The following is a 13,130-nucleotide window of genomic DNA, read 5'->3' on the forward strand; positions in this document are numbered from 1 at the left end:
GGTGAACGCAGATCTTCCCGGAAGCGACGAAGATTTGGAACGAATCTGCCATCGCGTGGCGTGAGACTGCCAGCGCGCGGCAGACGCATGTTGCGGAAGATCAGATTCCGGAAGATCAGGATGAAGCTGCAATTCGCGCACACGCTCGCCTTTATCGCCGCGGTGAGCCAAACCCATCTTGCAAGCCCGGCTCGCGCCGACGCGACGATCAGCAAGAGCCAAGCCGACGCTTTCGACGCCCGCGTCTTTGCGAAGCCGCCGGGACGAAAAGCATATGCCTGTTTCACGCGGCACCACGATGCCGATCATCTCGCGCGCCATCCGAAGCAGAAGGTCGCGGCGATGCAGCTCTTGATGACAGCCGAGATTGCGGACCGCGACAGCGCGCTCACCTATTCGTTCCGCCTTGGCATCAATGATCGTGACCGTCCCGGCGACTTCGATTCCAGCGGCGCGTGCGATCATGCGCTCGCCGAGGAGACGCACCATGAGATCCGCTACAGCTGCCCCGTCGATTGCGAAGGCGGCGGCATCGAGGTCGCGCTGTCGAAAGACGACAAGTCGGCGATCGTGCGGCTCGCACGCATCACGATGTGGCAGCGAGACAACAAACCCGACACTGCTAAGCCCGACATTGCCAAGCCCGATAGTGAGGCGAGCGATGCGCTGGTCGCCGGCAGCGACGACAAGATCTTTCGGCTCGACCGCACCGACCCCAACGATTGCGCAGGCCTCGTCACCGATCGCAAGGAGCTTGCAGCTCTCAGGCACAAATAACATCATCTCAAGACAAAAGATGTGATGTTGTTTTTGGCATTGCAAGGAGAGTGACCATGCATCGGCGCAATTTAATCCGCGGCGCGCTGTCTGCCGTTGGCGGCATTTTCGTGGCTTCGCGTGCGACGGCAGCAACCGCCGCGGCTGCTGACGACAGGCTGAAGGTGGTTTATCACCTGAACGAGATCGAAAAGGTGTCCTTCGTTCTCGGCAACATCCAGAACCATTATGACGGCGTCGGTGGCCCCGATCACGTCACCATTGCGCTCGTCGTGCACGGCCCCGCCTTGCGCGCTTTCGTGGCGTCCGGAGCGGCTCACGATGTCGGCCGCCGCGTCGGCCAGTTTTCCAAAATGGGACTCGACCTCGCCGCCTGCGGCAACACGATGAAGGCGCAGAACATCGGTCTGTCGGACCTGCTGCCCGGCTTCGTCGAGGCCGAGAAAGGCGGCGTGGTCCGCATCGCCGAACTGCAGTCGAAAGGCTATCTGTACATCAGACCGTGAGGCGCAAGCGCCGACGCGCGGGGCCCGCGAACCGTGCATGGGTGGCGGCCGGCTTTTCACAGGGATCAAACCGATATGAATGGCGTTATCCAGGGTGGTGGCGCATAGTCGTTCATATTGGGGTCTTACCGGTCTGGCACCCTGCCCAACCTGGAACCCGAAAAAGCAAGCCAGCGCACATAGATAGGCATCATGAATCCCGTCAAAGCACTCGAACAGCATGGCCAGGCGGTCTGGCTGGATTTCCTCGCCCGCGGCTTCATCGGCAAGGGTGATCTCAAGCGGCTGATCGACCAGGACGGCGTCAAGGGGGTGACGTCCAACCCGTCGATCTTCGAGAAGGCGATCGGCAGCTCGGACGAATATGACGCGCCGATCGGCAAGGCGCTGAAGAGCGGCGACCGCCCGGTGGCGGCCCTGTTCGAAGCGCTCGCGGTCGAAGATATCCAGCATGCTGCGGACGTGCTGCGCCCGGTCTACGACCAGTTCGACGGCAATGACGGTTTCGTCAGCCTCGAAGTCTCGCCTTATCTCGCGATGGAGACCAAGGGCACGATCACCGAGGCGGAGCATCTCTGGAAGGCCGTCGACCGCCGGAATTTGATGATCAAGGTGCCGGCCACCGATGCCGGTCTGCCGGCGATCCAGCACCTGATCTCGAAGGGCATCAGCGTCAACATCACGCTGCTGTTTTCGCAAGAGGTGTACCGTCAGGTCGCGGAAGCCTATCTGGCCGGTCTCGAGGCCTATGTTGCCGATGGCGGCGATCCGTCGCATGTCGCGAGCGTCGCATCGTTCTTCGTCAGCCGCATCGATACCATGGTCGACAAGCAGCTGGACCAGAAGATCGCCCAGGCCAACGATCCGACCGAGAAGGAGCGGCTCGCCGCGCTAAAGGGCAAGATCGCCATCGCCAACGCCAAGATGGCCTATCAGGACTACAAGCGGCTGTTCGCAGGCGAGCGTTGGGAGGCATTGGCGGCCAAGGGCGCCAAGCCGCAGCGGCTGCTGTGGGCCTCGACCGGCACGAAGAACAAAGACTACAGCGATGTCCTCTATGTCGAAGAGCTGATCGGACCGAACACCGTGAACACGGTGCCGCCGGCAACGCTCGATGCCTTCCGCGACCATGGCAAGGTGCGCGACAGCCTGGAAGAGAACGTCGAGGACGCCGAAGCTGCGCTCGATGAGCTGGAAAGGTCCGGCATATCGCTCGACCAGATCACGGCCGATCTGGTGGTGGACGGCGTCAAGCAGTTTGCCGATGCCGCCGACAAGCTCTATGGGGCGGTCGCATACAAGCGCGCCACCGTGCTCGGCCTCGAGGTCGGCAAGCAGACGGTCGCAGCGACAGCAGAACTTGGCAAGAAGATCGAAAAGGCCACGGATGAATGGCGGACCGACGCCAAGATCCGCCGCCTCTGGCGCAAGGACTCCTCGATCTGGACCGGCCACGACGAGCATAAATGGCTGGGCTGGCTGACCAGTGTGGCCAAGGCCAATCTCGCCGACTACGAGGACTATGCAGCGCGTGTGAAGGGGCAGAAGTTCTCCGACGCCGTCGTGCTCGGCATGGGCGGCTCGAGCCTCGGCCCCGAGGTTCTGGCCCAGACCTTCCCGAAAAAATCAGGCTTTCCGAAGCTGCATGTGCTCGATTCGACCGATCCGGCGCAGGTGCGCGCGATGGAGAAGGCGATCGACATCGCAAAGACCGTCTTCATCGTCTCCTCGAAATCCGGCGGCACCACCGAGCCGAATGCGATGAAGGACTATTTCTTTGCCCGCGTCTCCGAAGCGATCGGCGCCGCCAAGGCCGGCCACCGCTTCATCGCCGTGACCGATCCCGGCTCATCGCTGGAAAAGGCGGCCAAGGCCCAGGGCTTTGCCCGCATCTTCTATGGCGAGCCGAGCATCGGCGGCCGCTACTCGGTGTTGTCGCCGTTCGGCCTGGTGCCGGCGGCGACGGCTGGCATCGATGTCCGCAAGCTGATCACGCATGCGCTGTCGATGGTCCGCTCCTGCGGCCCCGACGTGCCGCCGCACGAGAACCCGGGCGTGCAGCTCGGGCTTGCGATCGGGCTCGCCGGCCTCGAGGGCCGCGACAAGGTCACGCTGTTCTCCTCGCCCAAGGTCGCGGATTTCGGCGCCTGGGCCGAGCAGCTGATCGCCGAATCCACCGGCAAGGAAGGCAAGGGTCTGATCCCGATCGATGGCGAGCCGCTCGGCGAGCCCGCGCTTTACGGCAACGATCGCTTCTTCATCGATATCCGCACCGAAGGTGAAGAGGACGACGCGCACGAGGAGATGCTGACGGCGCTGGAACAGGCGGGCCATCCGGTGGCGCGCATCGTGATGAAGTCGATCGACCATATCGGCCAGGAGTTTTTCCGCTTCGAGATGGCGACCGCGGTTGCAGGCAGCGTGCTCGGCATCAACCCGTTCGACCAGCCGGATGTCGAGGCTGCCAAGATCAAGACGCGCGAGCTCACCGCCGCCTTCGACAGGACCGGTGCGCTGCCTGAGGAAGAGCCGGTGATCACGGTGAAGGGCTGCGAGCTCTACACCGACCCGCACAACGCTGACGCTCTGCGCGAGCATGGCGCCGACGGGACCCTCGCCTCCTGGCTCAAGGCGCATCTGTCCCGCGCCGGCAAGGGCGACTATGTCGCACTGCTCGGTTATATCGAACGCAATGAAGGCAACATCGACGCGCTGCAGACCATGCGGCTCAAATTGCGCGATGCCAAGCATGTCGCGACCTGCGCCGAATTCGGCCCGCGCTTCCTGCACTCGACCGGCCAGGCCTACAAGGGCGGGCCCGACAGCGGCGTGTTCCTGCAGATCACGGCAGATGACGACAAGGATCTGCCGATCCCCGGCTGGAAAGCCAGTTTTGGCGTGGTCAAGGCCGCCCAGGCCCGCGGCGATTTCGACGTGCTGACCGAGCGCGGCCGGCGCGCGCTGCGGGTGCATCTGAAGGGCAATTTGAAATCGGGGCTGAAGATGCTGGATGCCGCGATTACCGACGCGCTGAACTAAAGCGTGATGAGATTGGGATGAATCGTCATCGCGCTTTAGGTTGTTGTTTGAGCATGATCTCCGCGCCAACGCGTTCCGCGTTTGTCGCCAGGGAAAAGCCGCTTCGCACTTTTCCGGATCATGCTCTAGGCAAAAGGGAAGTTTGTACATGCAGCTTGGCATGATTGGTCTCGGGCGGATGGGCGGCAACATCGTCCGCCGCCTGATGCGCGCGGGACATTCCACCGTGGTCTACGACCGCGATCCGAAAGCCGTCGCAGCGCTCGCCGCCGACGGTTCGATCGGCGCCGGGGGGTTGGAGGAATTCGTCGCCAAGCTCGACAAGCCCCGCACCGTCTGGGTGATGCTGCCGGCCGGCAAGATCACCGAAGCCACGATCGAGCAGCTGACCAAGCTGATGGAGTCCGACGACGTCATCATCGACGGCGGCAACAGCTTCTGGCAGGACGACGTCCGCCGCGGCAAGGCGTTGAAAGAGCGCGGGATGCATTACGTCGATGTCGGCACCTCCGGCGGAGTCTGGGGGCTTGACCGCGGCTATTGCATGATGATCGGCGGCGACAAGGCGGTGGTCGATCGACTCGATCCGATCTTCGCCGCGCTTGCACCCGGTGAGGGCGAGATCCCGCGCACGCCCGGCCGCGAGAACCGCGACGCGCGCGTTGAACGGGGCTACCTTCATGCCGGCCCGGTCGGCGCCGGCCATTTCGTCAAGATGATCCATAACGGCATCGAATACGGCTTGATGCAGGCCTATGCTGAAGGTTTCGACATCCTCAAGAATGCCAGCAGCGAGGCGCTGCCCGCGGATCACCGCTTCGATTTCGATCTCGCTGATATCGCCGAGGTCTGGCGCAGAGGCAGTGTGATCCCGTCCTGGCTGCTCGACCTCACCGCGATCGCGCTCGCTAAGCAGCCGAGCCTCGAGAAATATTCCGGCTTCGTCGAGGATTCCGGCGAAGGCCGCTGGACGGTGAACGCCGCGATCGACGAGGCGGTGCCGGCGGAAGTGCTGACCGCCGCGCTGTTCGCCCGCTTCCGCTCGCGCCAGGAACACACCTTCGCCGAGAAGATTCTCTCGGCGATGCGGGAAGGTTTTGGCGGCCATAAGGAGCCCGAGCAGCATGCCGATCCCGCGCGTCAAGCTGCACCCGAGATGGTCAAGCCGAAGGCATGAGCGATGGCGAACGGATCATATGAGTATCAAAAGCCGGACTCCTGCGCCTTCGTGATTTTCGGCGTCACCGGCGATCTCACGCACCGTCTGGTGATGCCCTCGCTGTACAATCTCGCCGCCGCCAATCTGCTGCCGGAGCGCTTCTGCATCGTCGGCGTCGCCCGCGGCGGCATGCCGAGCGAGAAGCTGCGCGAGAACCTGATGGAAGGTTTGCGCAAATTCGCGACCCGTCCGGTCGAGGACGAGATCGCGAAGCGGCTGCTCCAGTGCGTCACCGCGATCGAGGCCGATCCGAAGGAGCCGGATAGCTTCGATCAGTTGAAGTCGCGGTTGGAAAAGCTGGAAGCCAACCGCGAGACCGGCGGCAATCGGCTGTTCTATCTGGCGACGCCGCCGACCGCATTTGCCCCGATCGCCCGCCAGCTCGGCCGCGTCGGCCTGCTCCGCGAAGACGGCGGCGCATGGCGGCGGCTCGTGGTGGAGAAACCGTTCGGCACCGATCTCGCCTCGGCCAAGGCGCTGAACGACGAACTCCTGAAGCTCGTCACCGAGCATCAGATCTACCGGATCGATCATTACCTCGGCAAGGAGACGGTGCAGAACATCCTGGTGCTGCGCTTCGCCAACGGCATGTTCGAGCCGATCTGGAATCGCCACCATATTGACCACGTCCAGATCACGGTGGAGGAGAAGCTCGGCGTCGGCACGCGCGGCAGCTTCTATGACGCAACCGGCGCGTTGCGCGACATGGTGCCGAACCATCTGTTCCAGCTGTTGTCGCTCGTCGCCATGGAGCCCCCGGCACGATTCGACGCGCACACCGTGCGTTCGGAAAAGGCCGAGGTGCTGTCCGCGATCCAGATCCAGAGCGAAGCCGAGGCGCTGCACAATTCGGTGCGCGGGCAATACACCGCCGGGCGCATCGGTGATAGCGGACTTCCGGATTATCGCAGCACGCGGGACGTCAATCCGGAGAGCACGACCGAGACCTATGCGGCGCTGAAGCTCACCATCGACAATTGGCGCTGGGCTGGCGTGCCGTTCTACCTGCGCACCGGCAAGGCGCTGGGCCTGAAGCGGACCGAGGTCGCGATCAAGTTCCGCCAGGCGCCGTTTGCGATGTTCAGCTGCACGCCGGTCGAGACGCTCGCCGAGAACTATCTCGTCATGGGGATCGAGCCGACCCAGGGCATCACCCTGCAGTTCAACACCAAGGTGCCGGGCCCGACTGTCCGCACCGACGGCGTGCAGATGAAGTTCAACTACAAGGACTATTTCCAGGCCGAGCCGGCGACCGGTTATGAGACGCTGATCTATGACTGCATGATCGGTGACAACATGCTGTTCCAGCGCGCCGACAGCGTCGAGGCCGGCTGGAAAGCGGTGCAGCCCTTCATCGAGGCCTGGAAGAAGGCCGGCCATCACGGCCTGCAGACCTACACGGCCGGCAGCGACGGGCCGACCGCTGCGGCTGAGCTGCTGACACGCGATGGCCGCAGCTGGCGAAAGCTCGATTGACGATGTCAGGCTCAGGACGCCGCCGGCTGATTCGGGTCGCCGACAAGGAGGCGATGGCCAAGGCGGCCGCCGAGCAGCTGCTGACGCAGGTCGACGCCAATCCGAGACGTGTCGCGATCTGCCTCTCCGGCGGCTCCAGCCCCAAGCAGCTCTACCAGCTGCTGGCGACTGCCTCCTATCGGAGCCGCGTGCCGTGGGACCGCGTGCACTGGTTCATCGGCGACGAGCGGTTCGTCGCGCCCGGCGATGCACTGCACAATATGACGATGGCCCGCGACGCCTTTCTGGATGCCTGTGCGCCGGCGGCAAACGTCCATGCGATTCCGACCGACATGGCGGATGTCCACCAGAGCGCCAGCGCCTACCAGCGCACGCTGCAGGATTTCTATGGAGCTGATCGCCTCGATCCGGCGCGGCCCCTGTTCGATCTGGTGCTGCTCGGCATTGGGCCGGACGGCCATACCGCGTCGCTGTTTCCGGGCTCACCGGCGCTCGATGTGCACGACCGCTGGGTCGTCTGCGTCGACCAGGCCAATGTCGCGCCCTTCGTGCCCCGGGTGACGCTGACCCTGCCTGCACTGGGCTCCTGCCGCAAAATGCTGTTCGAAGTGGCGGGGGCGGACAAGCGCCCGATCTTGACGCGGGTGCTGTCGGGAGAGAATCTGCCGGCCAATCGCGCCCATTCGGATCAGGAGACCGTCTTCCTGGTTGATTCGGCGGCAACGCCGGAGAATTTGAGTGAACAACCTGACGTCTGACCTGCCCTCTGCACTGGTGATCATGGGCGTGTCCGGCTCAGGAAAAAGCACGATCGGCGAGGCGCTGAGCGCCCGTCTCGGCTGGCGCTACGAGGATGGCGACAGCTTCCATCCCGCCGCCAACGTCGCCAAGATGAGCGCCGGTCATCCACTGACCGACGCCGATCGCTGGCCCTGGCTGCAGGCGATTGCAGCCGAGATCGAGCGCTGCCGCGCGGCCGGCGAGCATGTCATCATCGCCTGCTCGGCCCTCAAGAAGGCCTATCGCGACATCCTCGTGCACGGGCGCGACGACATCCGCATGGTCTACCTGAAGGGCACCGAGGCGCTGATCGCGGATCGGATCGGTCATCGCAAGGGACATTTCATGCCCCCGGGCCTGCTTGCCAGCCAGTTTGCGACTTTGGAACCACCCGCCGATGAGGAGCATCCTGTCACGGTTTCGATCGATGCGCCGGTCGATGTGATCGTGGATCGCATCTTGCAAAAGCTCGGAATCGAAAAGCTCGACATCGATGCGAGCCGCGCAGCCAACAGGAGCTCCTGATGCCCCCTATCGCGCTCGTTGTCTCCGACGTCGACGGGACCTTGCTCACGCGCGACAAAACCCTGACCGATCGCGCGCGTGACGCGGCGCGGCGCCTGCACGAGGCCGGCACCGCCTTCACCATCACCTCCAGCCGGCCCGCGATCGGCATGCGCTTCCTGGTCGAGCCACTGCAGATCAGCCTTCCGGTCGGTCCCTTCAACGGCAGCTCGATCGTCGATCCCGATATGACGCCGGTCGAGCAGACCCTGATCCCGACGCGCGCGGCACAACGCGCACTCGAGGTACTCAACCAGTTCGGGGTCGACATCTGGCTGTTCACCAATGATACCTGGCTCACGCGCAATCCTGATGGCGACTACGTGCCGAACGAGAAGCGCGCGATCCGCGCCGATCCGACCATCATCGAGGATTTCTCACCCTATCTCTCGAACGCCTGCAAGATCGTCGGTTCGAGCCGTGATTTCGAGCTTCTGGTCCGCTGCGAGGGCGCAATGCGCGAGGCGCTGGGCGACCAGGCGCTCGCCGTGCGCTCGCAAAGCTATTATCTCGACATCACCCCGCCGGGCCGCGACAAGGGCACGTTCGTCACCGCCACGGCGAAACGGCTCGGGATTCCGCTGGCGGCGGTTGCCACCATCGGCGACATGCACAACGACGTCGCGATGTTCAAGGTCAGCGGGCTCTCGATTGCGATGGGCAATGCCAGCGACGAGGTCAAGGGCTATGCGAAGGAGGTCACGACCTCAAATGAGGACGAGGGCTTTGCGAATGCGATCGACGCGATCCTGAGCCAGAATGCGAAGGGTTGACTGCTGCGGAGATACCCGACGGCTCTCACGACTCCGATCGCTGCATCGCCGGCTTCTTGCTCGTGGCCTTCGCGGCACTCAGATTGTGCGCAGTCGTGACCAGCGCGATGTGCGTGAGGGCTTGCGGGAAATTTCCGGTCTGGCGCCGTGCCTGGGTGTCGTATTCCTCGGCCAGCAGCCCGACATCATTGGCGATCTCGACCACGCGCCTGAACAGCACATCGGCCTTGTCGAGGTTGCCCGCAAGCACATGGGCATCAGCGAGCCATAGCGTGCAGGCGAGAAACGCGCCCTCGATCGGCTCCTGCTCGTCGGGCCGACGCTCGCGCGGGTCATGGCGAAGCACGAAGCCGTCGCGGATCAAATGCTGCTCGATCGCCTCGATGGTGCCGCGGATGCGCGGGTCCGAGCAGGGCAGGAAGCCGACGGTGGGTAGCAGCAACAGGCTCGCATCGAGCAGTTTCGAGCCATAGGATTCGACGAAGGTGTTCAGCGCGGCGTCGAAGCCCTTCGCGCACACGTCCTTGTGGATCGTCTCGCGCAGGCGGTACCAGCGCTCGAGCGGCGCCTTGAGACCGAATTTTTCGGCGCTCTTGATTGCACGGTCGAACGCCACCCAGGTCATCACCTTGGAAAACACATAATGGCGGCCCTCGCCGCGGCGCTCCCAGATGCCATGATCGGGCTGGTCCCAGACATCGGTGAGATGATCGAGCACGGCGCATTCGAGCGACCAGGTGCCGTCGTAGAGCTTGAGCTCGGCCATCCGCGCCTGGTGGAAGGCGTCGATCAATTCGCCGAACACATCGAGCTGCAATTGCGCATGCGCAGCGTTGCCGATCCGGACCGGCTGCGACCCTTCATAGCCCGGCAGCCATTCCGCCTGCCATTCTGTCAGCCGCCGCTGCCCCATGATGCCGTACATGATCTGCATATGGGCGGGCGCACCGGCCGCGGCGCGCAGCAGCCAATCATGCCAGGCCAGCGCCTCCTCGGTGTAGCCGGAGTTCATCAGCGCGAGCAGCGTGAAGGTCGCGTCGCGCAGCCAGCAGAAGCGATAATCCCAATTCCGCCAGCCGCCCAGCTTCTCCGGCAGCGATGTCGTTGGCGCGGCAACGATGCCGCCAGTCGGCGCAAAGGTCAGCGCCTTGAGCGTGATCAGCGAGCGCATCACCAGGTCATAGTTCTCACCTTGATAGGTGCAGCGGCCGGACCAGTCGCGCCAAAACCCTTCTGTATCAGCCAGCGCGCGATCAGGATCGATCGCCCGCGGCACCGGCAGATGCGAGGGCGCGTAGGTGAGCACGAAAGGCACGGTCTCACCGGCCTTGATGGTGAACTCAGCAACAGTGGTCATGTTCTCGCCGCGAGTCTCGACCGGCGTGCGCAGCACCGCCATGTCCTGCCCGCAGATCGCAAGCAGCGCGGTTCGGTCCTCCGACCGTTTCACCCAGGGAATATCGACGCCGAAGCCGAAGCGGATGATCATGTCCATCCGCATCGCGACGCTGCCGCTGAGACCGCGGACCATCCGGACCACATCCGAGGCGTGGCCGCGCGGGGGCATGAAGTCGATCAACTCGACGGCGCCCTCGTCGGTCTCGAACCGCGTCTCGAGGATGAGCGTGTTGCCGCGGTAGCGGCGCGAGCTGCTCTTGATCCCGCTCTTCGGCGCGATCAGCCAGCGACCATGATTGTGGTCGCCGAGCAGCGCCGCAAAGCAGGCGTCGGAAGCGAAATCCGGCCAGCACAGCCAGTCGATCGAGCCGTTGTGACTGACGAGAGCCGCTGTCTCACAATCGCCGATCAGGGCATAGTCTTCGATCCTGCAGGACATTCCACCCTCTGATGCCAAACGCCCCCATGTCAGAGTGCCCCGCTCCGCAACCTTATTGTTTCATCCCTGCCGCGCTGACGCGCTCCGCTGTGCCCGCCTTCAGCGCCGCGACATCGACGGCGCCGGCGATGTCTTCCAGCGCGATCGGAACTTTCTGCCGCCAGTTCGGATGCTCGTCGATGGTCCCGGGAATATTGGGCTGATCGACCACGCCGAGCAGATCCTCGAGCGAGACGGCGAGCAGGCGGCATCGCGTCCGGGACAGGAAGCCGATCGCCGAGTGGACATCGTTCTGACCGATGCCATTGTGCCGCAGCACCTCGTCCAGCATGCCGAGCGCGCGCCACCGTTCCTCGTCGGTCTCGCCCGGATCGATCCCGAGCGCACGCTTGGTGTTGAGATCGCCGAACGAGCGCCAGCCGGCATAGGTCGAGAGATCGTGCGTGTTGAGGGTGACCAGCGCATTCGGCTGGTAGTAGTCGAGATCGCGGAAGTGACCGTTGTCCTCGCGCTCGAAGATCATTACCTTGTAGGACCAGATGCCCCAGTCGGCCATCTGCTCACGAAAGCCGGGCGGCACGGTGCCGAGATCCTCGCCGATCACCACGCAGGCATTGGCGACGCTTTCCAGCGCCGTGGCCGCGAGCAGCGCATCGAACGGCATCTGCACGTAGGCGCCCTGCCGCGCCGGGAAACCGTGCGGCACCAGATAGAGCCGTTTCAATCCGAGCACATGATCGAGCCGGATCGCGCCGGCATGACGCATCGAAGCGCGGATCATCTCCCTGAACGGCTCGAACGACCTGAGCTCGAGTCCCGGCGCGTTGAAACCGGCCAGCCCCCAGTTCTGTCCGAGCGTATTCAGCGGGTCCGGCGGCGCGCCGACCGACAGGCTCCGCGAGATCGCGCCCTGCTCGTTCCAGGCATCGAAGCCATCGGATTGCACGCCGACGGCCACGTCGAGATAGAGCCCGACCTTCATACCGAGCCGATGGCCAAGCTCCTTGCAGGCGCGCAGCTGGCGCTCGGCCAGCCATTGCACATAAGCGACGAAGTCCGCTTCCTTCCGGGCCGATCCCAGCAGCAGTTTGCGGCATCGCGCCGCGTCAGGCTGCCGCCATTCTTCCGGCCACTCCCACCACGGCTGCTTGAACCGATGGCGCAAGACCTCGAAGCAGCAGAAGCGCTCCAGAAGCTCGCCGCGTTCGGCGCGATAGGCCACGAACTCCGCTGCATGTGCAGCATCTGCTCCGGCACTGAAGGCCGCGAAGGCAGCGCGCAGCGCCGGCCACTTCAAGGCGGCGACGGCCTTGTAATTCACCTGCTCGGTCTGCCTGACGGATTCGAGCGCACTGGCATCGATCCCGCCCTGAAATCCCGGCGCCTGCTCGACATCGATGTAGAGCGCATTGAGAAACAGCCGGCTGTTCGGGGCATACGGACTGAAGTCGCCGGGCCGGTCGTCGAACAATGCATGCAGTGGGTTGAGCCCGACACCGTCGGCACCGAGCTCTGCACCGAGCTCGATCAGATCGGCAAGATCGGTGAAGTCGCCCATTCCCCAATTGCGGCCGGAGCGGATTCCATAAAGCTGCACAGCAAGCAGCCAGCCCCGATCGAACTCGCCGCCAAATGCCTTTGGCGGCGCGACGATCAGCGGCAGCTCCTCACGACATAATGATGCATCGATGAGCTGCAGCCGATAGGACCCGACCGGCAGATCGTCCGGCCACTCGATCATCGGCTCCTCGGCCTTGCCGACAGCCACCGCCTCGTCGCCGCGTCTGATCGTCCAGCTGACCGGCAGCTTGGCGGCATCCCCGAGCCGGCTGCGCGCCGGCTGACCGGTCCGGATCACCACGGTGCCGTCGAGCAGCCGGTGCGGTGTCGGCTGCGGAAAGGATTCGACGATAATCTTCAGCGCCGCTTCCTCGGTGACATGGCGGCGGCCCTGACCATCGAAGAATTCGGTCATGATTCCGAGGCTGTGGGCTTGGCTGAAGAGATCCATTCGGCACGCGTTTCCCCGCAACGGGGTCAGACGTCACGGAATTGTTGTGGGACCACAAGAGGATAGTCTCGCCTAACGCATCGCCCGGGCTTGTGTTCCCGAGGGAACCAAGCTTGGGTGCGCGGCTTTGTATAGGGTCGGCGTCTCG

At 64.0% G+C, this 13,130-nt stretch carries 10 protein-coding genes; 8 read left to right on the forward strand and 2 right to left on the reverse strand.

Features of this window, described 5'->3' with window-relative positions:
- Window positions 1-120 precede the first annotated feature (120 nt).
- The 8 genes from BRAS3843_RS05370 to BRAS3843_RS05405 all read left to right on the forward strand — a co-directional run bounded on the left by BRAS3843_RS05370 (window position 121) and on the right by BRAS3843_RS05405 (window position 9,134).
- A complete protein-coding gene (locus BRAS3843_RS05370) occupies window positions 121-777 on the forward strand; it encodes a hypothetical protein (protein ID WP_008967739.1) in 657 nt (218 codons plus the stop codon).
- A 56-nt stretch (window positions 778-833) separates the two neighbouring features.
- A complete protein-coding gene (locus BRAS3843_RS05375; protein WP_008967740.1) occupies window positions 834-1,283 on the forward strand; it encodes a DsrE family protein in 450 nt (149 codons plus the stop codon).
- 192 nt (window positions 1,284-1,475) lie between these two features.
- Window positions 1,476-4,322 (forward strand): bifunctional transaldolase/phosoglucose isomerase, encoded by a 2,847-nt coding sequence (locus tag BRAS3843_RS05380; protein ID WP_008967741.1) that lies wholly within the window; start codon window positions 1,476-1,478, stop codon window positions 4,320-4,322.
- Window positions 4,323-4,470: 148 nt separating this feature from the next.
- Complete coding sequence (gnd, locus tag BRAS3843_RS05385) at window positions 4,471-5,499, forward strand: phosphogluconate dehydrogenase (NAD(+)-dependent, decarboxylating) (protein ID WP_008967742.1); 1,029 nt, start codon at window positions 4,471-4,473, stop codon at window positions 5,497-5,499.
- Between the two features lie 3 nt (window positions 5,500-5,502).
- On the forward strand, window positions 5,503-7,017 hold the full coding sequence (gene zwf / locus BRAS3843_RS05390) for a glucose-6-phosphate dehydrogenase (RefSeq protein ID WP_008967743.1): 1,515 nt from the start codon (window positions 5,503-5,505) through the stop codon (window positions 7,015-7,017).
- Window positions 7,018-7,019: 2 nt separating this feature from the next.
- Window positions 7,020-7,775: a 6-phosphogluconolactonase gene (gene pgl / locus BRAS3843_RS41335; protein WP_008967744.1), complete on the forward strand. Its 756-nt coding sequence runs from the start codon at window positions 7,020-7,022 to the stop codon at window positions 7,773-7,775.
- Window positions 7,756-8,322, forward strand: coding sequence for a gluconokinase (locus tag BRAS3843_RS41340; protein ID WP_244425125.1), 567 nt, complete (start codon window positions 7,756-7,758; stop codon window positions 8,320-8,322). The genes pgl and BRAS3843_RS41340 overlap by 20 nt, the downstream gene beginning before the upstream one ends.
- On the forward strand, window positions 8,322-9,134 hold the full coding sequence (locus tag BRAS3843_RS05405) for a Cof-type HAD-IIB family hydrolase (protein ID WP_008967746.1): 813 nt from the start codon (window positions 8,322-8,324) through the stop codon (window positions 9,132-9,134). Before BRAS3843_RS41340 ends, BRAS3843_RS05405 begins: the two co-directional genes overlap by 1 nt.
- Before the next feature lie 25 nt (window positions 9,135-9,159).
- Here the strand turns inward: BRAS3843_RS05405 and BRAS3843_RS05410 are convergent, their stop codons facing one another.
- Together BRAS3843_RS05410 and malQ are read right to left on the reverse strand one after the other, a co-directional pair.
- The gene (locus BRAS3843_RS05410; protein WP_008967747.1) at window positions 9,160-10,971 is read right to left on the reverse strand and encodes a glycoside hydrolase family 15 protein; all 1,812 of its coding nucleotides are present in this window, start codon (window positions 10,969-10,971) and stop codon (window positions 9,160-9,162) included.
- A 52-nt stretch (window positions 10,972-11,023) separates the two neighbouring features.
- The gene (gene malQ / locus BRAS3843_RS05415; protein WP_008967748.1) at window positions 11,024-12,982 is read right to left on the reverse strand and encodes a 4-alpha-glucanotransferase; all 1,959 of its coding nucleotides are present in this window, start codon (window positions 12,980-12,982) and stop codon (window positions 11,024-11,026) included.
- Window positions 12,983-13,130: the final 148 nt, after the last annotated feature.

The organism is Bradyrhizobium sp. STM 3843 (genome assembly GCF_000239815.1).
Classification (GTDB): domain Bacteria; phylum Pseudomonadota; class Alphaproteobacteria; order Rhizobiales; family Xanthobacteraceae; genus Bradyrhizobium.

Excerpts from the sequence above, each read along its gene's own strand:
- BRAS3843_RS05370 (WP_008967739.1), top strand. The coding sequence starts at position 121 with ATGAAGCTGCAATTCGCGCACACGCTCGCCTTTATCGCCGCGGTGAGC.
- BRAS3843_RS05375 (WP_008967740.1), top strand. The coding sequence starts at position 834 with ATGCATCGGCGCAATTTAATCCGCGGCGCGCTGTCTGCCGTTGGCGGC.
- BRAS3843_RS05380 (WP_008967741.1), top strand. The coding sequence starts at position 1,476 with ATGAATCCCGTCAAAGCACTCGAACAGCATGGCCAGGCGGTCTGGCTG.
- gnd (WP_008967742.1), top strand. The coding sequence starts at position 4,471 with ATGCAGCTTGGCATGATTGGTCTCGGGCGGATGGGCGGCAACATCGTC.
- zwf (WP_008967743.1), top strand. The coding sequence starts at position 5,503 with ATGGCGAACGGATCATATGAGTATCAAAAGCCGGACTCCTGCGCCTTC.
- pgl (WP_008967744.1), top strand. The coding sequence starts at position 7,020 with ATGTCAGGCTCAGGACGCCGCCGGCTGATTCGGGTCGCCGACAAGGAG.
- BRAS3843_RS05405 (WP_008967746.1), top strand. The coding sequence starts at position 8,322 with ATGCCCCCTATCGCGCTCGTTGTCTCCGACGTCGACGGGACCTTGCTC.
- BRAS3843_RS05410 (WP_008967747.1), bottom strand. The coding sequence starts at position 10,971 with ATGTCCTGCAGGATCGAAGACTATGCCCTGATCGGCGATTGTGAGACA.
- malQ (WP_008967748.1), bottom strand. The coding sequence starts at position 12,982 with ATGGATCTCTTCAGCCAAGCCCACAGCCTCGGAATCATGACCGAATTC.